General features: G+C 36.2%; 39 protein-coding genes and 2 pseudogenes. 3 read left to right on the forward strand and 38 right to left on the reverse strand.

The genetic code is table 11. The features are described from left to right. Positions 1 to 106 precede the first annotated feature (106 nt). Positions 107 to 625 carry a DNA-deoxyinosine glycosylase gene (locus V7147_RS13510; protein ID WP_335368374.1) on the reverse strand — a complete coding sequence of 173 codons (519 nt, stop codon included), beginning with the start codon at positions 623 to 625 and terminating at the stop codon, positions 107 to 109. 55 nt (positions 626 to 680) lie between these two features. On the opposite strand from V7147_RS13510, the gene V7147_RS13515 reads away from it, so the two are divergent. Then, a complete protein-coding gene (locus tag V7147_RS13515) occupies positions 681 to 1,124 on the forward strand; it encodes an SRPBCC family protein (RefSeq protein WP_335368375.1) in 444 nt (147 codons plus the stop codon). A 44-nt stretch (positions 1,125 to 1,168) separates the two neighbouring features. Here V7147_RS13515 and V7147_RS13520 read toward each other — a convergent pair whose 3' ends face one another. From V7147_RS13520 to V7147_RS13655, 30 genes and pseudogenes are all read right to left on the reverse strand, one after another. Then, positions 1,169 to 2,062 carry a DUF2628 domain-containing protein gene (locus V7147_RS13520; RefSeq protein WP_335368376.1) on the reverse strand — a complete coding sequence of 298 codons (894 nt, stop codon included), beginning with the start codon at positions 2,060 to 2,062 and terminating at the stop codon, positions 1,169 to 1,171. Between the two features lie 21 nt (positions 2,063 to 2,083). Further along, on the reverse strand, positions 2,084 to 2,884 hold the full coding sequence (locus V7147_RS13525; protein ID WP_335368407.1) for an MBL fold metallo-hydrolase: 801 nt from the start codon (positions 2,882 to 2,884) through the stop codon (positions 2,084 to 2,086). 23 nt (positions 2,885 to 2,907) lie between these two features. Beyond that, a pseudogene (locus tag V7147_RS13530) lies at positions 2,908 to 3,050 on the reverse strand (PspC domain-containing protein). 116 nt (positions 3,051 to 3,166) lie between these two features. After that, positions 3,167 to 3,943 carry a TerC family protein gene (locus V7147_RS13535; protein ID WP_335368377.1) on the reverse strand — a complete coding sequence of 259 codons (777 nt, stop codon included), beginning with the start codon at positions 3,941 to 3,943 and terminating at the stop codon, positions 3,167 to 3,169. A 121-nt stretch (positions 3,944 to 4,064) separates the two neighbouring features. After that, a complete protein-coding gene (locus V7147_RS13540) occupies positions 4,065 to 4,256 on the reverse strand; it encodes a hypothetical protein (protein ID WP_335368378.1) in 192 nt (63 codons plus the stop codon). Between the two features lie 37 nt (positions 4,257 to 4,293). After that, positions 4,294 to 4,809, reverse strand: coding sequence for a hypothetical protein (locus V7147_RS13545; RefSeq protein WP_335368379.1), 516 nt, complete (start codon positions 4,807 to 4,809; stop codon positions 4,294 to 4,296). Positions 4,810 to 4,838: 29 nt separating this feature from the next. Further along, a complete protein-coding gene (locus V7147_RS13550; RefSeq protein WP_335368380.1) occupies positions 4,839 to 5,273 on the reverse strand; it encodes a hypothetical protein in 435 nt (144 codons plus the stop codon). A gap of 12 nt (positions 5,274 to 5,285) precedes the next feature. Then, on the reverse strand, positions 5,286 to 5,606 hold the full coding sequence (locus V7147_RS13555) for a hypothetical protein (RefSeq protein WP_335368381.1): 321 nt from the start codon (positions 5,604 to 5,606) through the stop codon (positions 5,286 to 5,288). Positions 5,607 to 5,730: 124 nt separating this feature from the next. Then, positions 5,731 to 6,015 (reverse strand): hypothetical protein, encoded by a 285-nt coding sequence (locus tag V7147_RS25210; RefSeq protein WP_438824593.1) that lies wholly within the window; start codon positions 6,013 to 6,015, stop codon positions 5,731 to 5,733. A gap of 240 nt (positions 6,016 to 6,255) precedes the next feature. After that, the gene (locus tag V7147_RS13560; RefSeq protein WP_335368382.1) at positions 6,256 to 6,819 is read right to left on the reverse strand and encodes a histidine phosphatase family protein; all 564 of its coding nucleotides are present in this window, start codon (positions 6,817 to 6,819) and stop codon (positions 6,256 to 6,258) included. Positions 6,820 to 6,834: 15 nt separating this feature from the next. Continuing rightward, positions 6,835 to 7,233 carry a hypothetical protein gene (locus V7147_RS13565; RefSeq protein ID WP_335368408.1) on the reverse strand — a complete coding sequence of 133 codons (399 nt, stop codon included), beginning with the start codon at positions 7,231 to 7,233 and terminating at the stop codon, positions 6,835 to 6,837. 85 nt (positions 7,234 to 7,318) lie between these two features. Beyond that, complete coding sequence (locus V7147_RS13570; RefSeq protein WP_335368383.1) at positions 7,319 to 7,822, reverse strand: GNAT family N-acetyltransferase; 504 nt, start codon at positions 7,820 to 7,822, stop codon at positions 7,319 to 7,321. 25 nt (positions 7,823 to 7,847) lie between these two features. Continuing rightward, complete coding sequence (locus tag V7147_RS13575) at positions 7,848 to 8,258, reverse strand: GNAT family N-acetyltransferase (RefSeq protein WP_335368384.1); 411 nt, start codon at positions 8,256 to 8,258, stop codon at positions 7,848 to 7,850. Positions 8,259 to 8,379: 121 nt separating this feature from the next. Beyond that, the gene (locus tag V7147_RS13580) at positions 8,380 to 9,201 is read right to left on the reverse strand and encodes a glycerophosphodiester phosphodiesterase (protein ID WP_335368385.1); all 822 of its coding nucleotides are present in this window, start codon (positions 9,199 to 9,201) and stop codon (positions 8,380 to 8,382) included. A 106-nt stretch (positions 9,202 to 9,307) separates the two neighbouring features. Next, complete coding sequence (locus V7147_RS13585) at positions 9,308 to 9,772, reverse strand: DUF3291 domain-containing protein (RefSeq protein WP_335368386.1); 465 nt, start codon at positions 9,770 to 9,772, stop codon at positions 9,308 to 9,310. Between the two features lie 125 nt (positions 9,773 to 9,897). Next, positions 9,898 to 10,410, reverse strand: a complete 513-nt coding sequence (locus V7147_RS13590; protein WP_335368387.1) for a hypothetical protein — start codon at positions 10,408 to 10,410, stop codon at positions 9,898 to 9,900. Positions 10,411 to 10,650: 240 nt separating this feature from the next. Then, positions 10,651 to 10,896 carry a TIGR04104 family putative zinc finger protein gene (locus V7147_RS25215; RefSeq protein ID WP_438824591.1) on the reverse strand — a complete coding sequence of 82 codons (246 nt, stop codon included), beginning with the start codon at positions 10,894 to 10,896 and terminating at the stop codon, positions 10,651 to 10,653. Between the two features lie 54 nt (positions 10,897 to 10,950). After that, a complete protein-coding gene (locus tag V7147_RS13595) occupies positions 10,951 to 11,151 on the reverse strand; it encodes a hypothetical protein (RefSeq protein WP_335368409.1) in 201 nt (66 codons plus the stop codon). 27 nt (positions 11,152 to 11,178) lie between these two features. Beyond that, the gene (locus V7147_RS13600) at positions 11,179 to 11,610 is read right to left on the reverse strand and encodes a cytidine deaminase (RefSeq protein ID WP_335368388.1); all 432 of its coding nucleotides are present in this window, start codon (positions 11,608 to 11,610) and stop codon (positions 11,179 to 11,181) included. A 40-nt stretch (positions 11,611 to 11,650) separates the two neighbouring features. Beyond that, on the reverse strand, positions 11,651 to 12,079 hold the full coding sequence (locus tag V7147_RS13605; protein ID WP_335368389.1) for a hypothetical protein: 429 nt from the start codon (positions 12,077 to 12,079) through the stop codon (positions 11,651 to 11,653). An 8-nt stretch (positions 12,080 to 12,087) separates the two neighbouring features. After that, the gene (locus tag V7147_RS13610) at positions 12,088 to 12,219 is read right to left on the reverse strand and encodes a hypothetical protein (protein WP_335368390.1); all 132 of its coding nucleotides are present in this window, start codon (positions 12,217 to 12,219) and stop codon (positions 12,088 to 12,090) included. Between the two features lie 12 nt (positions 12,220 to 12,231). Continuing rightward, on the reverse strand, positions 12,232 to 12,789 hold the full coding sequence (locus V7147_RS13615; protein WP_335368391.1) for a histidine phosphatase family protein: 558 nt from the start codon (positions 12,787 to 12,789) through the stop codon (positions 12,232 to 12,234). 6 nt (positions 12,790 to 12,795) lie between these two features. Next, entirely contained in the window at positions 12,796 to 13,425 is a 630-nt protein-coding gene (locus V7147_RS13620) for a DNA topology modulation protein FlaR (RefSeq protein ID WP_438824592.1), read from the reverse strand. Between the two features lie 114 nt (positions 13,426 to 13,539). Then, positions 13,540 to 14,034, reverse strand: a complete 495-nt coding sequence (locus V7147_RS13625; RefSeq protein ID WP_335368392.1) for an NUDIX hydrolase — start codon at positions 14,032 to 14,034, stop codon at positions 13,540 to 13,542. A gap of 164 nt (positions 14,035 to 14,198) precedes the next feature. Further along, positions 14,199 to 14,489 (reverse strand): hypothetical protein, encoded by a 291-nt coding sequence (locus tag V7147_RS13630; protein WP_335368393.1) that lies wholly within the window; start codon positions 14,487 to 14,489, stop codon positions 14,199 to 14,201. A 347-nt stretch (positions 14,490 to 14,836) separates the two neighbouring features. Then, the gene (locus tag V7147_RS13635; protein ID WP_335368394.1) at positions 14,837 to 15,187 is read right to left on the reverse strand and encodes a hypothetical protein; all 351 of its coding nucleotides are present in this window, start codon (positions 15,185 to 15,187) and stop codon (positions 14,837 to 14,839) included. A 51-nt stretch (positions 15,188 to 15,238) separates the two neighbouring features. Then, positions 15,239 to 15,583, reverse strand: coding sequence for a hypothetical protein (locus V7147_RS13640; RefSeq protein WP_335368395.1), 345 nt, complete (start codon positions 15,581 to 15,583; stop codon positions 15,239 to 15,241). 91 nt (positions 15,584 to 15,674) lie between these two features. Beyond that, the gene (locus tag V7147_RS13645; protein WP_335368396.1) at positions 15,675 to 16,046 is read right to left on the reverse strand and encodes a hypothetical protein; all 372 of its coding nucleotides are present in this window, start codon (positions 16,044 to 16,046) and stop codon (positions 15,675 to 15,677) included. Positions 16,047 to 16,141: 95 nt separating this feature from the next. Beyond that, complete coding sequence (locus V7147_RS13650) at positions 16,142 to 16,483, reverse strand: rhodanese-like domain-containing protein (protein WP_335368397.1); 342 nt, start codon at positions 16,481 to 16,483, stop codon at positions 16,142 to 16,144. A gap of 15 nt (positions 16,484 to 16,498) precedes the next feature. Further along, positions 16,499 to 16,765 carry an adhesin gene (locus V7147_RS13655; RefSeq protein ID WP_335368398.1) on the reverse strand — a complete coding sequence of 89 codons (267 nt, stop codon included), beginning with the start codon at positions 16,763 to 16,765 and terminating at the stop codon, positions 16,499 to 16,501. 143 nt (positions 16,766 to 16,908) lie between these two features. Here V7147_RS13655 and V7147_RS25220 point away from each other — a divergent pair. Then, positions 16,909 to 17,269: pseudogene (locus V7147_RS25220) on the forward strand (DUF3888 domain-containing protein). Here V7147_RS25220 and V7147_RS13665 read toward each other — a convergent pair. The 3 genes from V7147_RS13665 to V7147_RS13675 all read right to left on the reverse strand — a co-directional run bounded on the left by V7147_RS13665 (position 17,262) and on the right by V7147_RS13675 (position 19,289). After that, a complete protein-coding gene (locus V7147_RS13665) occupies positions 17,262 to 17,921 on the reverse strand; it encodes an HAD family hydrolase (protein ID WP_335368410.1) in 660 nt (219 codons plus the stop codon). The pseudogene V7147_RS25220 and the gene V7147_RS13665 overlap by 8 nt on opposite strands. A gap of 94 nt (positions 17,922 to 18,015) precedes the next feature. Further along, the gene (locus V7147_RS13670) at positions 18,016 to 18,471 is read right to left on the reverse strand and encodes a GNAT family N-acetyltransferase (protein WP_335368400.1); all 456 of its coding nucleotides are present in this window, start codon (positions 18,469 to 18,471) and stop codon (positions 18,016 to 18,018) included. Between the two features lie 32 nt (positions 18,472 to 18,503). After that, positions 18,504 to 19,289 (reverse strand): class I SAM-dependent methyltransferase, encoded by a 786-nt coding sequence (locus tag V7147_RS13675; RefSeq protein ID WP_335368401.1) that lies wholly within the window; start codon positions 19,287 to 19,289, stop codon positions 18,504 to 18,506. Between the two features lie 110 nt (positions 19,290 to 19,399). Between V7147_RS13675 and V7147_RS13680 the strand changes: the two genes are divergently transcribed. Then, on the forward strand, positions 19,400 to 20,131 hold the full coding sequence (locus V7147_RS13680) for a class I SAM-dependent methyltransferase (protein ID WP_335368402.1): 732 nt from the start codon (positions 19,400 to 19,402) through the stop codon (positions 20,129 to 20,131). A gap of 68 nt (positions 20,132 to 20,199) precedes the next feature. On the opposite strand, the gene V7147_RS13685 is transcribed toward V7147_RS13680, so the two are convergent. The 4 genes from V7147_RS13685 to V7147_RS13700 form a co-directional block, all read right to left on the reverse strand. Then, a complete protein-coding gene (locus V7147_RS13685; protein WP_335368403.1) occupies positions 20,200 to 20,652 on the reverse strand; it encodes a GNAT family N-acetyltransferase in 453 nt (150 codons plus the stop codon). Positions 20,653 to 20,909: 257 nt separating this feature from the next. After that, positions 20,910 to 21,164, reverse strand: a complete 255-nt coding sequence (locus tag V7147_RS13690; RefSeq protein ID WP_335368404.1) for a hypothetical protein — start codon at positions 21,162 to 21,164, stop codon at positions 20,910 to 20,912. A 125-nt stretch (positions 21,165 to 21,289) separates the two neighbouring features. Further along, positions 21,290 to 21,574 (reverse strand): hypothetical protein, encoded by a 285-nt coding sequence (locus V7147_RS13695; protein ID WP_335368405.1) that lies wholly within the window; start codon positions 21,572 to 21,574, stop codon positions 21,290 to 21,292. 148 nt (positions 21,575 to 21,722) lie between these two features. Further along, positions 21,723 to 22,124 carry a DUF5412 family protein gene (locus tag V7147_RS13700; protein ID WP_438824594.1) on the reverse strand — a complete coding sequence of 134 codons (402 nt, stop codon included), beginning with the start codon at positions 22,122 to 22,124 and terminating at the stop codon, positions 21,723 to 21,725. Positions 22,125 to 22,242 lie beyond the last annotated feature (118 nt).

The following is a 22,242-nucleotide window of genomic DNA, read 5'->3' on the forward strand; positions in this document are numbered from 1 at the left end:
GCCACAGGACGTGGCGTCCTTAGTCTTTGTTCCTTTTTTCGGGCTTTTACGGGCAGTTATCCCCCGCCTAAACTTCTTAGTTTTCACTAATATTTTCGGTGTGTTATTACTGCCCGTTAATGCGGGATAAATATTCTTCGATGATTTTCCACTCTTGGAGCTTGCCTTCAAGAGTTTTGTTGTATTTTCCAGGAACAGGACTCGTGGACGGAAGCTTGATGATTTCAACCCCTGGTAAGCGATTGAACCCAATGAATTTTTTATAACTTTGGTATGATTTTGTCCCATTACAAACAATTAAGCGAAGGCTAGGATGATTTTTTACAAAAGCCTCAATCTCGTTCGGTTCCTCATTTTTAATATTGGAGTCCAAACTTCCTTCCCGGTGGCAGCTATATAACACATCCCAAAGTGCAATGTTTTTTTCTTTTAAAAATGAAATCTTATCCTCATAGTTTGTTAGTTCATGGCTATTAAAAAGCATGAACATGATTTTCCAAAAATGATTGCGTTTGTTGCCGTAGTATTCCTGTTTATTTAATGATTCTACACTTGGCATCGACCCGAGAATCAATACTCTTGTGTCTTCACCGGCAACAGGTTCCAGACCAAAAATTCTCTCCACAAATATCACCTTTTCTGTTATGTTAGGTCTATTAAACGATTCGAGGTCTTTTAAAATGAAACAATCTATCGTTATTGAAGCACCAATTACAGATGTATTTGACGGCATTGCAACCGCTAGTCTACGTGAAAAATGGTTTCCAAACGTAACTTCTATTCGTTATTCTAACCCAAATGAAGAGTCGAAAACAGGGGCTTCCTTTCAACTGACAGCTGAGGAAGGTAAGGAGCACGTTTCGTTACAGGGAAGAAATAGGGAGGTTTTCCGACCGTCGGACTTCGCGTTCGAACTTGAATCCCAAACCTATATCATGACTTTTTCGTATCACCTGCAGCAACAGGGTGACCATACGTTAGTTGAGCAAGAGTTTGATACAAAGTATCATCGCCCTATTATGAACATGATTGATAAGCTTTTTAAAAGTTCGACAAAACAGACCGGTGAATTAGTACTTAACAGTTTAAAAGAATTATGTGAAGCTGGGTTAGGATCTAAATAGAGCTACCCAGCTGTTTTCTTTTCAAGATTGATTATGGCCTTGGACTAAAAAACAAAAAACGTACCTTTTGCTACAACTTTCTGGTTTTTTATTACCTTCATGACATACTCCCCCATATCTTCAGGGGTTCTTATTGTATTGTGTATGCCTCCCCAATCAGGAGGAATTTCATCTTCAAATTGTTCGTACACTTCTGAAGTATCTCCCTGGACGGACTCGATTATGATCGTAAACTTTCCACCCTTTTGATCAGGAAAATAGAATGAATAATAGACTTCCTCATTTGGTTCAAATATTTGTACCGGACTTGTTATTACCCCATTTTCAACATCATAACCAAATTCTACTGTTTCAGTTGCAAATACTGGTGCGATTAAAAGTGCTGAAATCAGGGAGTATAGTAGTAGCAAACCCATCGCGCCAAATATTCCTAAAGTACTTCTGCCACCCGAATTCGCAATTTCAGGTTTCAAGAACTTCCCATTATTTTGGAACTTTTTAATTTTACCAGTAGCTTGTTTATAATATAAATAATTGCCTTTCATTCCTAAAAATACGGCCGTTAATATCCCAATTAAAAAATCAGTACCTTCACTATACGAATCTAGCGAATATAAGATCACGTCCGTAACTAACCAGATTAAGATAATACCCAAAATCACTTTGTACATTTTTCGATAACCTAACCACAAAAAGATCAAAATGAAGGCTGCCCAGTTCCAACTTCTCTTTTTGATTGTGTCTTCTAAAATTCCCCACTTTTGAAAGTAGTAATCTGAGTTCTCACCCACATAGAGTCCTAAAGCATCTACTTCTGTTACTTCTATATCTTGAGAATCAATTCCCCCTGATGGGTTCTGCTCCTTTAGTGATAACCCACATCTAGAACAAAAATTCGCCCCTTTATTTTGTTTTTCTCCGCATTCTGTACAATACAAACTAACCCCACTCCTAATCTATTAACCTCTTCTTGGATTTTCATGAACTCCGATTATCGATGTGATAATATGTAATGAGTCCCATTCACCGTCTGATACAAATGTAATTGGGTATTTTTTTCGGAATATCTTTTGATTAATTTCTTCTATCGAGAGTCCATTTTTATCTAGATATCTAACTTCACCGCAAAGATTTTCAAGATACTCTAATTTTTGTTGCAGTTTCTTTTTCCCATCGCGTATGTAACCTGCATGACAACAAAACATTGTGCCGAAGTCATGAGTGAGGACCTTTCGGATTGAATCCATGATTTGAGGAATCGATTCAGATCTCATCATCACTTTTGTTTTTGGGGATACATACAAATCACCCGAAAACAGTGTTCCCGTATCTTCATTCAATAGGACAATATGGTCTTCTGCATGGCCTGGCGTATGCAAAACTTTCCACTCTTTTTTCCTAGAATGAATGGTATCTGAAATCGGAAGTGGGTTAAATTCCCGTCGGTTACCCCAAATTTCCTGGCGATATTTTGGGTAAGGCGCTGGTTGAGAGCAAATGTCGATTCCGAGTGGCGAAATATAAATTGGGATGTTCAAATTGTCTTGAATCCACGGAGCTGTGCCGGAGTGATCTTCATGACTATGTGTTAAGGCAACTACATCAAATGACGCTTCTTTTATAAAAGGAATAATTCTATTTTCATAGCTTTGAGCCCCTGTATCCACAAGCATTCCATCTGTTACAAAGAAAAATACGTTGGGTATATTTGGAACTTCTATTTCAACACAAGTCACATTTTCTTTTTCGTATACTTCCATCAATTTAATTCACTCTCCACAATTTAATAAAGAGACCTCGGGCTATCAGCCATCGTATTTGCAAGAATAATATAAATCAGTAAATTCGCAGGTAAAAGAATAAAGATGAGTCTCACTCCAAAAGAAGATATGCCAAAATACTCTGCGATCCCCCGCAAACACCCATTATCGACTTATCTGTTGATGATTTTCTTAATTTTTGATTCAACCAAATTCCCCCCTCTACATTTAGAAAAAGGCACTTTTTCTTCAAAAAGAAGAGTACCTTTTTCATTGTTATCTTTATGAGGCTTTATCTGTTGGATGTTTCTTATTACTTGGTGCAAACCAACCCAGTAAGGCAATCCCCACTAATACTCCATAGAAAATTAGGGTCCAACCGGTGCTATGAGGAAAATGAGGATCTAAGACCCCTATATCCTCATGGGCAAGAGTAATAACCGCAAGTTTGACACCAACCCAAGCTACAATGGCATATGCCGTTGTCTCTAGTGCCGGGCGCTTTTCGAGAAGCTGCACGAACCAGGTCGCTGCAAATTTGATTAGGATTAGGCCCGCAATACCGCCAAGAACCACAACAATAAATTGTCCTCCATCCATACCACCGAAATCGCCAAGTGGCGAATCTGGAAGACCAAGGGCAATAGCAACGGCAGCCAAAATTGAATCGATCGCGAAAGCAAGGTCAGCTAATGCAATTTTACCCGTTGTCGGCCAAAAACCTTTACCAGCTGCTTCCTTTTCATTTTCCTGAAGACTATTTTTATTGTCTTTTCCAAACTTATTCTGGATAACATGCTTTAACCCTAGATAAAGGAGATAGAGAGCTCCTATCGCCTGTATTTGCCAAACGTTTGCGATAAATGAAATGGCAAAAAGTGCACCAAACCGGAAAACAAAGGCCATAATGATTCCGTAATTTATCGCTCTTTTTTTCTGATCCTCTGGTAAATGTCTGGCTATAACTGCTAATACAAGGGCATTATCAGCTGATAACAATCCTTCCAAGCCGATTAATATTAACAAAGCCCAGGCATATTCTAGCCATATTGTCTCCATCCATTTCGCTCCCATCGTAACTAAGAATATCTTTCAAAAGTTACTACAATTAGATTTTCCCTTTACAGAAGTGCTATCCTTTCATTTTAAAAAGGATGTAATTACCAGAAGATGAGACATGTTAGTTAAAATATTTGATGCTTAATCCAAAGTAAATTAAAACCGTAACGACAGTAAATCCTGAGAAAAATAAGACTTTATTTTGCTTTGACCAGTTTTTCATCCATCCCCAGCGTTTCTTATCGACGTCTAACCAAAAGTAGTCGGCCAAGACAGCTAATACAAGAATAAAAAGTGCAATGAAAGGACTCATTTTATTGCCTCCATTTACCTACATTTTCGATTGAGAATTAGTAAATAATATAGTCCTTGGCATCCTTGGAAAAATCCATCATCCAGATAAGTCCCATAAATAAAATCCAAATAATAATTGGAATAGCGAAGCCCATGAAAGCTTGGCTCCATGTATATCTATTTTTCTTTTTTCGTAAAAGACGATCTGTAACAAAATATAATAGGGCTATGCTTAAGCTAACCCATTTGAGGATGGAACCGAATAGCAAGTGAAAGACGATAGATAAATATGGTTCAGACCGTTTCATCCAGTTTTTCGTAATGGATTCTGATATGAAGTCGCTTATGATAGATGTGATTGTTCCGTAAACGAAGATGACTGGAAAGCTGTACATGAGGTAGATCGGCACGGATGTTGTAAAACTCCACAAATACTCATTTATGGAGTTGACTTCACTTCCAAATGGGTTTGGAACAAATAAGCCAAATATGACCGCAAATAGGCCACCTGTGATAGATGCTGAAAGTAGTTTTCTAGGTAATACGTGATTTGTTCTTTTAATAAACGTCAAATCCCATCAACCCCATCCAAAAATTACCTTTATTTTGAGCGTAACACAGTGATCCCGACCAATACAACAACAATAATTCCAATAATCATCCAAAAATTGCTACTCATAAATACATTCTTAAATCTAAAGGGAGCATCATGGACATAGACTGCTTTTACAAAATGACCTGCTTCAGTCTCCACAGCTATGGCTTCATTGATTGGAATATCCCCAATTTTAAAATAACGTGTGCCAATCTCAAAATAGTTTGAGGCATTTCCATAATAATCTCCGCTTTGCTCATCTGGTTTTGTTTCTACTTTGCCAATCATGTTCCCTAACTCAGATTGATTGAGTAGAATATCTTCTTTTACCTCATATACTTTCCCGTCATGAACGACAAAGGCAATCGCCCAACTAAGAGCACCGGCAAAGTTTGTATGGATCAATAAAAATACGATCGTTAAACTAAGTATTTTTTTCATAGTATTTCTCCATTAATGTAATATCCCTAAATAGTACAAAACAAAATACATTCCAAAACATAGGATAGAACCGATTAAAAAAGGACTGATTATTAATGTCAATTTTTCGTGCTGTGGTTTGTAGCGCCCCAGTAGCATATCAAAAACGGCTACTTGACTGTTTTTCGCTAAGACATCGCCAGTGGGGCTCATTAAAAATGAAAATATAATATATATACAGGAGCCAAGGAACATGGTGTTGACGAGGTTTGTTTCAAAATACAGCGATATACCGTAAAGTATACTTAATTCGAAAACTAACACTAATAGAACGAGGAACACATATTTTTTCATGAAACCTACTCCTTTCTTTATACATTTACGCTCGTCATTGGCAGAAGTTTCAGATTATTTAATATTTTTCTCGATACATAAAAATAAGCGCTAGCCAACATGACCAGCGCTTACTAAATTTCAACTAATCGAAGGTAACATTTAAGCTAAATCTTCCCTCGATTGTGCCTCGATTAACTCTAGATACTTTAAATTGCTCAGCTCGATCTACCATATCTGTACTCGTATTGCCAGGTGGAACATTGAAAAAAAGAGTGGAACCATCCTTTCTGAATGCTTGAACCATTATGGAATCCGTACTCGTTGGGCTGTTATATACAGAAACAAATACCGTTGCATCTTTTTCATGGAATACTTCCCAAATATTTAAACTAGAGACCTGGTTTGTTAGTTGTAGGTTCCCAGTGATATTCCAACTGTTTTCTTCAAGTTTTGGTTGTTATTTTTGTTTTTGGGGATTTCTTTTTCCTCGACAATTTCTTTACACCTCTTCCAACACATATTTCTTTATTCATGTGTCAGAAGTTTAATGACTTGGACGAATACCTTAAGGAAATAAACCAAATTGGTAGATTTACGTAGTAGAAATGCCTTTTTTTTCCTAGGGCTACTATACTCTGGAGCACTTTTAGCTATGTAATTCGGTTGTCTATTCTCTATCAAAATTCACATTTGCACTGCCCCAAATCCGTTCTAGGGTAATCTGTTGGCCTTGTTTTAAAACGTATACATCAGGATTACTAAGTGTAACCCATTGCTCAAACCCGAAGTTTTTATTGTAATGATTTAATAGCAATGACATTAAGCCCCCATGTGAGACTATGATTATATGTTCACCATCACTTTTTAAAACATCATCGACCACTTCAATGATTCGGTTTGCGGCTTCTCGACTAGATTCTCCACCTTCATATGTAAGGTCAAAATCTTCATAGGTTGCTTTTAATTTTTCGAACCAATCTGGCATATTCGTTGAACTTAATACCCGTTCCGCAAGTAGAGGATTCGTTTCAATGTCGATACTTAATTCATTTGCGAGAGGCTGAATGGTTTGAATAGCCCGTTTGAACGGACTTGAAATGATACGATCAACATTCCTGTTATTAAAAAAGGTGGCTAGTTCAACAGCTTGTTTTTGGCCTTTTTCAGTTAGGCACGCTTCTGGTTCCTGCCCCTCAGCTTCGCAATGCCTGATCATATAGATTGCTTTCATGAATACCACTCCATTTTAAGAATGTATTGGTTCTTCTACTTCCCTCACGAGCATCCACTTCCCATCTGTAAGTTGCCACGTCTCAATGGTGAAAAGTCTTGCAATCACCTTTTCATCTTTTTCAATTAACAATTCATAAAAGACGGCTGCATTCTCGGTATCCTTCATACGAATGACTCGTTTTCTGAATTTCTTTTGTGCCCCTAGCAGTTGTTTAACGGACTCCCGCATGCCAATAATTGCTTCTTCCCTACTAAATAGCATTGGTTTTTCATTAGAACCATTAAAAAAAGTAACATAATAGTCTTCTGCCATTCTTTCTAAAGCAGATGTGTCCCCTGTCTTCATTGCTTTGTTCCAATCTATGATAAATTCATCATGCATCTGAGTAAATTCCGCTACTTGATTTTCCATTTTTAACACGTTCACTGTCCCCTTTTAAACCTTATTCGTATGTATGTTAAATTCAACAAAAAAGATGTGAAATCCTGCTTGGATATCACACCTTTAAAAGTTTGGACATATAAAATTCATCGACATATACTCCGTTGATTAGCAGGGAATGTCTTTTGGTTCCTTCGATTTCAAATCCTATCTTTTTATATAAAGATAAACCTGCTGCGTTTTGAGTTATTACGGTTAATTCCAAACGATGGATTTGATGGATTAACGCCCATTTTTCCAGTTCCTGAAATAATTTTGTACCTACTCCTTTTCCCCTAAAATCCTGTAAGAGTCCGATAACTATGTACACAGAGTGTTTGTTTCTCCTGGCATTGCCACCAATAGCCATTAAGAAACCAATTATTTTATTATCTACTTCTGCAACAAGAATCGTTGAGTTCTCATCTGTCCCGATTCTTTCTATCATTTTTCGCTGCTGGTCGGGATTTGGCTTCCTTTCCCCCGCTTCCCAAAGCATATATTCTGATGTATTCTCAACCTGCTGAGTGAGTTTAACAAATTCCTGGGCATCTCCAAGCGTGATTTCTCTTACAAGCACTTTACCTCTCCCCCTTTTTTAATTGCTATAAATCTATCTCCATTATGACATAGGCTTTACCGTCTTTTGTGAAACGATCGTTGGTTTCATGTAACCCAAATTTTTTATAAAAATCCACCTTATTCTCTCTAGCATTACACCATATTTTCTTCAGGTGGCGATTCTTTGCTTCCCATATCACATAGTCTAACAATCTACTTCCGTACCCGTTACCTTGTTCATGTTGAAATGTCGCAAACTTACGAAATTGAGCCTCATTATTATTGATAAAAAGGGAAATCACAGAAATTAGAATATCTTCTTTAAAAAGTCCAAAATGAATCCCCACATCATCATCTTCTAATTTTATGTAATCAAAGTCCTTTTCAGGCCACATGACCCTATGTCTGATTTCCCAAGCTTCTTCCTTTTCGATTTTTGTAATGATGGTTTCCATAGTCCTCTCCTATTTTCCGTATACATATATTCTACACAAATATAATGGAAGTATCTTCAAAAAATAAGCGTTAATCCTTTGATTAACGCCACGAGCAATCGGAGTGAGCAGGAGTTGTCTGTCATAATTCCTTCGTATAAAGGATGTAATCTGTAAAATAACCATCCACTTGGAACTCTTTCATCCGTGTTTGTTCTGCTTTTTGAGTCTTCTTATTCGTAAAATAAACATGGACTTTCTTCCCGTTTTTGTGCAATTTCTCTACAATCTGGTTTGTGACTTCACTAGATTCTATACCTACAATTGGATAGTTTGAAGAAATAGCCTTATTTAAATCAAATTTTCCTTTTTTAAATAAAAGCGTAAGTGGAATATCTGGTGCTAACGATTTAATCTTTTCTAGGCTTTTAGGAGAAAAGGATTGAAGGATCACTCTTTGATCATTAAGTAAGTTATATTCTTTTAAGAGTTCAATTACTTTCTCCTCCATGGCTAACTGATTATCCACAAGTCTCGTTTCAATATAAAAATTCTCAGTTTCCGCAAAGGAATCAAAAATTTCGCGCAAACTTGGTATTTCCTCTGATACCATTTTGTTATCGAACGTCGATATCGTATTGAATTTTTTTAATTCCTCCAACGTATAATCTGAAACCTTCCCCTTTCCGTTCGTTGTTCGATTGATAGTTTCATCATGCATAGCCACAAGTTCACCATCTTTTGTCATACGGAGATCAATTTCTAAATAATCTACTCCATCTTTGGAAGCAATTCTATAGGCCGTCAATGTATGCTCATTAAACCGATCATTTGCTCCTCTATGTGCTATTATTAGTGATTCACCTGCATTTTCAGGCTCTTTTTCACTTTCTGTTATCGCTAATGTGATGGTAGCAAATCCGACGCTGATTAACAAAGTAAGAATTAAGTATCTTTTTATCAAACTATACCTTCCTAACGTTTCTTAATGATTTATATTATTTACACTTCCCACAAAAGACATTTTAATTAAGCAAAAAAACACGTCAAATTTGTAGTTGGGGACACTGCTAAATTAGCACACAGGTCTCTCCTTTTTCATCATAAGCGTTCTTAAAATCAAACGCAAAAGGAGAAGGTCCTTGTTGAATATAAAAGTTGTATCTTTTGAATGCCTCTTCCCACGTGACATCCTTTGCCTTCTCTGTCCACCAAATGACATATGAAAGATGTTTCTCCTCATAAGGCTCCATCCATCTGCTTCTATTTCTTAATGCTTGACTGTGCTTGCCTGAATAGGTAAAACGAAATAAGGATTGTAGACTTTTCCATACAGTTAGTGTTAGGGCAGGGTAACCATTCACTTCAGCGTCTATAGGAAATGGAACTTTATCCGATGAAAAATCTTCCACAAGATGTCCTGATAAATATGCCTGACGCATTACTTTATATCCCATTTCATAAAACTCGCGAGATACGGGGTGGTCATATGGGTGACTTAGCCTACCAACTGTAAGAATCGAAACTAATGACATAAACAGACCTCCATTTATAGTCTATATCTAGGTATATTCAGGTATGAAGGGTTCTTATGACTTCTTTACAATTAGAAAATCCACTCCCAAAAGAAAGCGGATTCAAGTTATCAATATATTAGTTCTTATTGAAAATCGTCTGAGGTTAAGCCCCATTCAAGTTTGTTAGGATCTGTTTTTCCACCTAGCAAAATTGTATACGTTTCAGAATCTCTGGCATCAAAGATAATTTCACCCGTTAAGGAATCACCTTCCTTGATTTCCCCTGAAATTTGGCTGCCAAAACTGAATTCCTTTCCTGGTGTTACATTGTTCCAATTGACAACATCGTCTACAAAGATTTTAAATGCCAAAACATCTTCTACTTTTACCACTGTTGATGATCTGCTTGTTACGGTTGCGCTCGCAACAACGTATGTACCCCTTAGAGCCTTCTCGCCATCTTCACCTGATTCATGCTTAATGCTGTCTATCGTTATCTCAAAATCACCTTTTGTGGTTTTGTAAAGTCCAGTTTCTCCTACTGTTAAAGTGCCGTCCTCACTAATTCCGTCTCCCCCTGTTTCCGAACTTCCACCACAAGCACTGATTACTAACACTAATAAAACAAGTACTGACAATAGACCAAATTTCTTCATTCCACAAACCCCCTTTTTGTATTTAAAAATTGATAATATTCAGAAATATTATATCAAAAGTCTAGTATAATTGAAAGCGAACACATGGCATAATTGCTAAAAATTAATGGTATTGTTCACTAAGAAAACTTAATTATGATTTGCAGCAATTTCCCTAGCTCTATTGGACTAAATAGAGCAAGAAATACCTTCAGAATAACGGCTCTTCACTATTTGTTAGTTCAAGATAAAATGGATAGATTACCATAAAAAAATAAAATAGGCTAACAAAATAATTAAAAAGAATATGTGAGAATCAAAATAGGAATTCAAAAGAGACAATAAAGGTGCTATAAAAACAATAGCAGTAGTTCTCTTTCTAGTGCGAGGGGAAATGTATTGCCTTTCTCCACAATAAGGGCAGATCAAAGCCCTTTTAAATGTTAAGGATTTTTTGATGGTTTGTTTCCAACTCCATGTTTCATTGCAATTCTGACAAGTTGGCATTTAACTGACTCCTTTCACATTCATAAAGTACTGTTAAAATATTTTAGTAATAAGTTACAGTTTCCCTTCTTTGATCCATGTCCATATCCGATAACTGCCAATTAGGGAAACTAAAAAAATAACAAGCATGATAAATACCCATAAGCCCAGCAGATTTCCTAGAAACTCTGAATTTATGAATATAACAATAGAGAATCCTATCAGCATTAAATAACAGAATACATTTGGAATAACCCATACGATTCTTAATTTCATGTTTTTCAATCGATTCCCCCCTGGATTTTAATCAAGTTCATTTCCATATTTCTCAGGCAACAGCTGCATCACATTGCATTTCACTAATTGTCCGTTATATGAAATGATCACGTCTGTGTCTTTTCCGTAATCACTTATGAGCTCACGACACATGCCACACGGGGCAACCACCCAGCATTTTTCAATATTTTCATGGGGATGTGGGTGTGCAACCGCTACGATTGTTTCAAATTCGTGGTCCCCATAAGAGATAGATTTTCCCATTGCCATCGCTTCCCCACAAACGGCTATCCTTCCAACATTAGCTTCCAGATGTACAGCGGCATATACATTTCCAGATGTTGTTCGAACTGCAGCACCGATATGATGTCGTCCATATCTATAATTCTTTTCGATGACCTTTTCTGCTTCTTTAATTAACTCATAATCTTTTTCATTTAATGGCTTTACTTTTAACATTGTTTTCCCTCACTTCTCTACCAATTTTTTTCGGTAGTTCTTATCTCTCGGCTTCCAGTATGATGAAAGTTGCATTTTCTAAACCAGTAGTAGCATTTTTGTCTACTTCAATAACAAAGGTTCTAGGGGTTGCATCTGCAGTACACGAACCGACTTTCTGGTGAAAATAAAAATTTATTTCCTTTTTATCATCATTCACTTTTACATCTTTTAATTTAAAGGGACATGTGCTTGATACCCTCATACTTACAAAATAGTAGTCGTACTCATCGAAATTCACTTTGGGTTGTTTCTTATTCATGGAAAAATAGTCCCAAGCATCAGTTAGTTGTTCCGCATTCGTAACTCTAAGTACTTCTGCATTTATAGTAGGTGGGGCTGTCTTCTCACTCGCGATGACTTTTCCTAAATCAGAGGAACACCCCGCTAAAAGTACGATGAGAAAAACACCCAATAATAGGTTTTTCACGGTGGCGGCTACCTCCCTATCCGTTCTTGATCATTGATTCCATTTTCGCTTCTATCTTCGATTAGCTTACTTGTAAAACAATTTTCATAAAGTGAGCGACCCGTGATATTAAATAGATAATTAGAACCAATCGGATCCATGCCTTCTCCACCTTATCTTTGCCAGACGTGATTTACTTCCATTAATTGTTCGTTTTCAAAAGTGAGTTTATAAATATCCGGCATATCAAGTTCCTCCCAAAAGGAAAAATCATATTTCTTATCAAAATGGTTCATAATCAGCACCATCAAATTCCCATGAGTTCCGACTACGATGTTTTTTCCTTCATAGCTTTCTAGCACTCTAATTGTTGCCTCGATTCCTCGTTTCTGAGCAATTAGATTTGATTCTCCACCTTCCCACGAAAAGCTTTCATCCTCCCAAACCTTTCGAATTGCCGGGTCAAAGTCTGCAACAGGACCTTCAGATAACTTTCTCTCTTTAAAATCATCAATAATAATGACATTTTGACGCATGGTGTGCGCAACACCCTCTATTGTTTGAATCGCCCTTTTATAAGGACTTGATATGACAACGTCAATCTTTTCATTTACAAGAATGCTAGTAACTCTTTGTGCATCTTCCTTGCCTTTTTCAGATAGAGATCGGGTTAGCTCTTCAGGGGTGTAGATTGAATGGGCGTGTCGTACAAAATACAAATTCGTTCGCAAATCAGGCTACTCCCTTCTATTTTCAAAAATGTCACTCGAACTAGCAGCAGTCCACTCTTCAACAGTTGCATGCGGATGTAAATCTAGATATGATTTCACCTCATGTTCTTTAATTTTATTGAATTTGACATATGTTTTTAATGGATTTCTTTCTTTAATAATTACTAATTTGTCGCTATATACTCCATAATTATTTAAGAAATTGGGTTTACCCACCTTTTCAAAATGGTGGTTCCATTTGAACATTTTGAAAAATATTTTCCATGTAGGTTTGTAGTTTGAATGTTCTAATCGAAGCTTTTGTTTCAGGAACCTTTTTATGATGCGATATGTCCGGGTTGAGTAACTGGGATCTAAAAAGATAATCAAATCAGCATGGTGGAAACTGCTTGATACCCAATCTTCGTTATGAACCCCTTCAATTATCCAGCTTCCGGATTGAAGAATCGAGTTGAGACACTCTTCTCTCTCTTTTTCGGTTCTCCTTATATCTCCAGCCTTATTCCTAATCCAGACAACATTATCTAGCTCATAATAGGGGATATTTAACTGGGTAGAAAATTGTTTTGCTAATGTAGTCTTCCCGCTACCAACGGAACCAATAATGTGGATTCTCTTCGGGTTTTTATTTTCCAAATTCAACCACCTTCCATAATATGTATATTCAATATCGACAGGATTTTTCCTTTAACCTTTTCTGTTAGCCAAAGAAAGCGCTAATCAATAGATTAACGCTTCCCTCTGAAATCATTAATGTTGAACTGGTTCAACCAATGGAACTTGGGAGAAATCCACAACTTCGTCCCCATCATATACAAATCGATGTTCATAATTCGTTTCTTCATAAAGTATCTCGTTTAAAAAATATTTTAAATTAGCTATTCCTACATTTTTCGGATGCAAAACCCATGTCAGGTCTTTCCAATCCAAGATGCCTTCATCCGTTTTGAGTGGCGTATGGTATTCATAGCCCGCTGGCAGTTCTGCGATAAAAGCATACATTCCATCAAAATAAGAATGGGTTGGATTAGTCCAGGAGATGTTTCCCTTGTGCCAAACGTTTTCCAGCTTCATCTCAATACCCGTTTCTTCCCTAATTTCTCGGATGACACATTCAAGCGGAGTCTCACCTTCCTCTAACTTACCTCCAACACCATTCCAGATTCCCATCCACTCAGGGGACTCCCGATTGAGCAATAATATTTTGTTTCCTTGTTTGATAAAACATATTGTATATGAATACATTTTTAATTCCTCCGTGTAAAAAACTGCTAGTTATCAATTCAACATCAACAGGTGTATATCCTTTTGATTTCTATAAATAAAAAAACACCGTAACCTTAATTTGGGTTACAGTTTTGTAATCCTATATTTCATTGTTGGGAGTTTCCTTAGAAGGAATCTTATTGTTATTTTAACCGTTCAAGTTCTGTTTCCACATTAAAAACCCGTTTGTTTAGGGCTTCTGTTTTGCTTTCGAGATTCTTATTCATCCGCTCTAGCAACGCAACTATATCTTGAGGTTGACTTAGTTCAATACGTAGGACAGCCTCTTTAACTTCTAAAATTTCACTTTTTAGTTCTGCTTTTACTATAGATAGTTCGCTTTTTAATTCAGTTTTTACTGTAGTTATTTCATTTTTTAATACAACTTTTAATTCATCTTGCCCTCTTAAAATCTGCTTTAATAGTTCTTCCATCCCAACACTCCCATTTTCCTCTACAAATTGTATCATGAGTAAGTACATTTTTATAAGGCAATTTATACATGTAGCATTTAGTAAAGGGAGTCATAGTGTAAACCTTTCAGCGCTTTTTCAAGAATTTAGGAAGAAAAAAAGATAGGTTATTAGTCCAGTAATATACTCTTTTTTACTTACTAGTTTTATCTCGATGCATAAGTTTAATTGTAAAAATATAGCACTTAATAAAGCTACTATCATCCCTAACATTGTAGCAGGGCCAGTGAATACTTCATTCCCTCCAAAAATGCTACAAATAGCGATTCCACCGACACCGCCAATAACTATAAGTAAAATCAAAATAATTAATCTTCCCCAATTAGTATTTCAAGTAACGCAGCAGAATCTTCCTCATTTAATTGAACGTACTCATCGTTATCCCTTTTTAATCCAAGACTGAATTTATTTACCCAGAGTTCATATAGCACTGCTTTCGCCTCAGTATTGGAGTATTTAAATTGAAATATAAATTGGTAATCAGATGGCTTATTCATCTCTACTTTTGCTTTTTCCCAATCCGCTTCATCCAATATCTTTTTCACCTTCTGAACTTGCTCTTTATCGGTTATTTCCTTGAAATCCACGAAATTATTTTCATTACCTATAAGCTTTTGAATTTTTATATATTGATCCCCATCACTTAAACAACCTGTCATCACAAACAGCATCAGTATGAATAAAGCAGCCTTCTTAATGTCACTTCCCCCTTAAAATGAAGAACAGAGGCTCCGTATTGTGTGTAGTCTACCAGTTAGGAGAAATAAATCGTTGTAATTGCGCTCCACATATTCCTCAATAACGTCCAATCCCTTTTTAACATCATCAACTAATAGGAAGGTGTACTTTTCATTCCAAGAAAATCGGTTGATTCTCCGTAGCTCAGATGCGTTAAGTTGGAATTTAAATTCGTCAATTAATAGTTTAACCTGATACAATTTATCGGGATTTTCGACGTAGCTTTTATGTTTATTATCATAATTTTCTTGAACGAATTGAGTAAAGCCATCGACCTGGTCGGCCAGCATTGTTGCAATCCGCATCTCGTAGCTCATTGTTCCATCTCCCCTCTCGTGCATGACTTTAAATCAGGAGAACTAGCTGTACTTAAATATATGTTTCTATTAAACAATCATGAGGGACTTCTTAACCTTCAGTGAGGGCTAAATAATATTTCACTTCACTTTTAAATTTCACAATTAATATGCCGTAACCCTGTTTTGTGCTAAAAATTTGTGCACCTATCGGTAAATGATTCGCCGCACCATCTTTAAAATCCTCTGCTTTCGTTGCATTAAATTTTATCTCACCAATTTGTTCATTTTCAGTAAGTTCGAGCTCATCTACCCAATCAATGTTTGTTTTATAAATGTTGCCGTCCCATTGAAATATATCTGCTTTGTTATCCAGCCTCAAAGCCTCTTCGGCATCAGGTTTTTCACTTGTCGTAACTGTAACCGTTTGATTACATCCAACTAATAAACAAAATAAGAAAATTAATAATCCTATTTTTTTCAAAAGACCCCCCCCTAGAATTAGTCCTTCATTTCCAGATAAAGTTTCAGTTATTAAAAAGGCAATTGCCAACCATTAGCAATCGCCCACGCTGTTCATTATTTTGTTTTTAAAAATTCCTTCCATGCAGTGATCCCACCCTCTAAAACAGTAACTTCGTATTTCTTACTGGAGAGAATGTTCGCGCATTTGGTTGCAGAATTACCGGTCGTGCAAGTCACGATTATTTCTTCGTCCTTTGATAAGGAATCAATCGTTTTGTTTTCAGCTTCCTCTAGAGTAAAAATTTCGGCTTTATGTATGTTTTGATTTGCGATATTAGGACCTTCTATATGAAATTCATTGTACTTATCCTCAGCTCTTACGTCTAAAAGGACGACCTTTACTTGCTCGTTCATTCTTTGAAACAATTCTTCAGGTGTAATTCTTTTAAGGGGCATTTTTTGTTCCTCCTTTTACGAAAAGCTTCCAGGGCTTGTTAAAACCAATCCAACACCATGTTCATTTTCTTCTTTGTCTAGCGTTAAGATTTCGGTTCCCGTTACGCTTGGATCGAAAGCTACTTTAATTCCTTTAATTGTTTGAATACGGTCAAATTCATGAGGCTCTTCTATTGCAAATGCAATTTGCGGTCCGTCACTTTCACTTGGAACAGTGTATAGACGAATTCCCACTGCACCCGTTTTTTCTAACAATTGTTTTGCTTCGTCAGTTATGTACATCGATATCAACTCCTAAAACTTCTATACCATTATTATAATAGTTAATCTTCTCAGACCCAAGCCCTGGAACATATTTATCGTTAGGGATATAGAACTGATTCCAAGGGAAGATAAAAACAAAAAATCTTGGTGGTGTATGTAAATTGAAAAAGTCAGTATTTGTTTTTTTATTAATCACTTTATTATGTATTTTTCCGAGTAACTCTTTTGCAGAAAGCCAAGAGGAACTGCTTAAGGATACCTTTCTAGCTACTCTATTTCCTCATATCACAAATGCTTTAACAGGCTACTACGGGGAATTAACCCAGTATTCGGATGAAAAAGTGATAAGCATCACTCGAAGTAAAGAAGGGGGATATGATTAATGTTGTAGTAAAAATTACACCATTTGTAGGCGCCCATAACCCTATTGGGACGGACACGTTAACTTTGAATATTACTCCAGAGGGGTTACGGTTATCAATTACAAGCATGAAAAATACCAGGAATAAAGGCTTTATGTAAAATAGCTTAATAATCTATCAAAAGAATCTATCTCGGCATATGGTTTTATTTCGGTATCATTCTTAATCCTATGTGGATTAAACCAGATGCCTTTTATATTTGCATTTTTACAACCGCCAATATCCTTTTCTATGTTGTCTCCAACAAATAATGCGGCTTCCGGTTCCACATTAAGCTTGTTTAATGCTAATTCAAAAATGCGTTTGTCAGGTTTACTAAATCCCACTTCTTCAGAAATAATAATTAGATCAAAACAACTATTTAAATTCGTGTTCATTATTTTAGCTTTTTGCCTCTGAGTGGAGCCGTTAGTAATAATTCCAACTTTTACTTTTGTCTTTATAGCTTTTACGATTTTTATTATATTTGGGTCAGTAGAAAAACAGAGGGGAAAATGATGATTCCAAAAGTCTTGAATGTGATTGCGTGGCAATCTATATTTTGGAGGAAATTCATCAAAAAATGATTCCAAAACGTTTGTTTTATCACCAACGCCATAGCCTCTATTATCATATTCTTTAAATTTCTGTAACATATTGTTCTTTACAAAATCCTTAACATCATCCCCATAACACTTTTCTAAAATAATTAAAAACAATTTATCTACAGCCATATCCCTATTAAGTAAAGTATCATCTAAATCAAATAGCATTGCCTTATAACCACTCAAACAACTCCACGCCCTTCCCATATTACAAATAATCCCTAGTTTGTTTCTTCTATTAACCTGCTTCACTCTTTAATTTTTACCTATGTCCATCTTTCCGTGCCTGAATATATCCGTAATACACACAAGTACCATTTTGGGTTAGGTCCTTTACTTCAAAACCACACTTTTGATAGAAAATGAAATTGTTGGCTGATGTATGTGCAAACCAATCACCATGGGGAAGTTTTTGAACGCAAAGTTCCACGAGCTTTTTTCCTATACCTTTCCCACGATATTCTGATGAAACAACTAAATCCATGATATTTGCAGCCATTATTAGGTCTGAGATAACCCTCACCATACCAATCATTTTGTTATGATCCCAAACAGTAAATGCCCATGTTGAATTTTTGAATATAAGCGATAACTTCTCTTTTTGCCAATCAGGAGTATTCTTTGCCCATCCAGCATCCTCAAATAGAGCCTCAACATATTCTGCAGGAACCCCGTCAGTTCCTTCTCTAATCACTAAGCCGTTGAAATATTGGTACATAATGACTCCCCCTTATAATATTTACGTGGCCCCTACGCCACCTTCCGAAACCTTAAAATAAGCACCGGTGGAATCTCAATCCACTCAAACTTATCGGTTTCCTTTTGAAAGCTCGGCTCTTCCATACCGTCAAGTATAAAATTGGATTTAAAAAATAGATTCAGATAATACGATATTGGGCGATGAAACATAAGATGTGGGATAGATTGACCTTTTATCCCAATCGCTTTATAAGGTTCAGGGGTGAGATATTTTGTAATTTGAATGCTATTCGTGGTGATTACAGTCGCATTCCTGTCTTCCGTTTCCGTGATTTTTCGTAAACCAGGGGGTTGGAAGCATGGATGTGTGATTGAAAAAACAAAAACTCCGTTAGGCTTTAACATTTTATGTAAGGACTTGACCAGCGGAGTGATATCCGCAATATCCATTAAAGCCATATTGGCAACGGCACTATCAAATTTTTCAATACCCAGCTCGGATAATTGCTCGTAACTTGTGGCATCTATAACTTTGAAATCAATTTGATTTATGTATTCCTTTGTTCTCATTTTTGCCCGTTCTGTCATTTTTGGAGAGAAGTCGAACGCAATTACATTTGCTCCTAATTCCGCTAATCTCTTTGAAAAATTCCCATTGCCACAAGCAATATCTAAAACGGTTTGGTCTACTTTTACGTTTAATAGTTTTTCAGTATAAGGGCGGATAAGTTCACGGTGAAATCGGTTGCTTTCCTCCCCCATATAATCATCCCAATGTTCCGCATTTTTTTCCCATCTTTCTTGCGAATCTTGGATAAGTTCTTTCCATTGACTCAATTGGCATTCTCCTTTTATATGAAATTACAAATATATACTATATTTTTACAATACATGTTAAAATATCCAATAGCAATGATTAAAATGATCTGAAAGGGGAACTTGTGAGTATGGAATTTAGGGGATCTAGCGCATATGACCAGTTGGACTTTTTTAAAAATTATATGAAGCGAAGGAACAGGACGGATAGCCCTAATAATGCAATTGAAGCTCCTATCATCAATGAACTCATCGGTGACTTTCAAAATAAAAGGATTCTAGATTTAGGTTGTGGTGATGCCATGTTTGGTAAAGATTTACTCCAACATGGTGCAGCAATTTACACGGGTGTTGAAGGCTCTGAACAGATGGTTAAGGCAGCAATGCTAAATTTGGACAGTTCAAGCGGAACCGTATTACACGAAACCATGGAATCTTACAATTTCCCCATAACTCAGTTTGATCTTGTCACCTCCCGTTTTGCGATACATTATGTTTTAGATATTCATTTCCTTTTTCAAAATGTATATAGAACATTAAATAAGAATGGGAAATTTGTGTTCAGTGTTCAGCACCCCCTTATCACTTCTTCTTTCATAAGTAAACAAGCAGGAGATAAGCGCGGAAACTGGATTGTTGATGACTATTTTTTAGAAGGTGAACGAAAGGAAACATGGATCGGGCGGGTTATCGTAAAGTACCATCGGACAATTGAGCAGTATTTCCGTGCTCTGACTAGGTCAGGTTTTAAAGTCGTTGATTTGCGGGAAGGGACACCAATGCTCGAGCATTTTTCCAACGAGGAAGAGTTTAAAAGAAGACAGCGAATCCCTGTTGTATTGGTATTTTCTTGTACGAAGTAACTAATCACCTATAGCAAAAATTCATAACGTTCTTTCATGGTAGGTCTACAAGGATTTCCTTCTTTGGCCTACAATTCTTGAGATAATCGCACCATATCCCTACACTGTATACCATTTTCGAAAATTTCTTCTGGATAGTGCCTAATGAAAAAATCAATTTCAACACCAGCAATTCTAAAACCACATTTTTGGTAAAGGGCCAATTGTCCAATGCTTGAATTTCCAGTTCCGACTTCTATGGTTCTGTATCCTTTTGATCTAGCCACTTCAATTGCATTAATTACCAGTTGTTTCCCCAAGCCTTTTCCATGGTGGGTTTCTATTACTGCAATATTCACCAACTCTACCGTGTCAGGCCTTGTCGGGAGTAGCACATACACCCCAATGATTTGACCATCACTTTCGGCAACATAGCAATCTCCCCTTTGCACATATTCCTCAACGAGCATCGGAGAAGGGTCAGCTAACAACAATAAATCCATTGGGGGTTCTTCATTGATATTTAGTTTGCGAATGACCATATTGCACTCCCCTACACAACTGTATTTTCTTTCATTTAATCATTTCTTGTTAAACTATTCTACCATTGAAGAACAGCTTATTCTTAATCTTTAACCGAAAAAACGAAAGAAAAGTCCGACTGTAATAATAAAAAGGAAAAATACTCCCAAAAGGATAGCAAATACGAATTGCAGACTTGATGCAACCTCTTTTGTTTCTTTCATTGCTTACACCTTCATTTCTTTGATTGCGTTACTTTTCCTAATATCAACGCACTTTAAAAACCAGACATTCCAAACATAAATAAAGCGATAATTACCAGATAGCCCACAGGGAGTACTATCAAAATAGTCGCTGATGCTTTCCGCCAGAAACCGCTTTTGCTAAACCAAGAAGCTAGTGCTGAAGCCAAATATCCAATGACGATTATCAAGACCCACAAATGTCCAATTTGTTTTCCAAGGAGAGATTGTAAAATTAAATAAGTGGCAATTAGGATTAAGATGGATACTATCCCTAAGTATTTTCGCAATTTAAGCCCCCTTTCTAAGCAATTCCATTAGTTGTTGATTATATTTTTCAATATCATCCATTGGTTCACCTAAAACTTCCTGTATATAAGAATTTATATACGCACTTGTTTCAGTTGTTAAGTCATTATTTCTTACGTTTTCGTTCTAAAAATATAGGTGCTATATTTAGCAAGATAGAAACAATTGTCAAAAACCAAAATGCCCTTGCCATACCAGGTATTACATCCGATAAAGCCGCCCAATCTTCCACTTTTACCCACCGAGATAGATAACTGTAATCTGCACAAATTGTTAATGCTGTAAATGATAATGCCATCGCCATAGCAAGCTTATAATCCTTTCCTGCTGCATACAAAGAAAGATTTATAACAGTTACTACTATTGCAATAACCCCTAATATTACCCACATAACTATACCTCCATATATTCAAATCTTATTTTATAATAAATGCTCTTCCTTTGTGATTTCTTATTGAACAAACCTGCCCGTTACTTAAATAAACCAAAAGAGCAATCCCTACTTATTCAAGGGTGCCCCCATTAGTGCAAAAGAGTTATTAGTTTTGATNNCAACCATTTTCGTGATAAATTTCTTTACCAATTTTTAATTCGATGCTTCTATTTGAATTTGGAAAATCAGGATCATCATTTAGAATATATAATTTGTCCTCATCTAACCATTTCATCAAAAAATTATCTTTTGCATCGGCATAATAAACAGTCCTAACTTTATTATTATCATTATGGTCTGTAATTTCTACCCATACATTAACGCCGCCTGCCGCACCACCATATAGTTCATAATAAGCATTTGCTGTATATTTTTCAGTTGGGGAGGTTACAGGTCCGGGTCCCATTTGCATGTATTCTTTATCAATCTCGCTAAATGTAAAAAAGTATGTTTCATATACAAAAATTGAAGAAATAAGAATAACCCCAAACAAAGTTGAAATCAGCATTTTTTTAGGAAATGGCTTCTTTTTGATGAAGGAAATGATTATCTTTGCACATAAAATCAGAAATAATATAACGGTAATGAAAGATATCAAGAAACCTAATAGAATTAATATCGAAATC

It is taken from the genome of Bacillus sp. JJ1521 (genome assembly GCF_036965165.1).
In the GTDB taxonomy this organism is placed as follows: domain Bacteria; phylum Bacillota; class Bacilli; order Bacillales; family Bacillaceae_L; genus Ferdinandcohnia.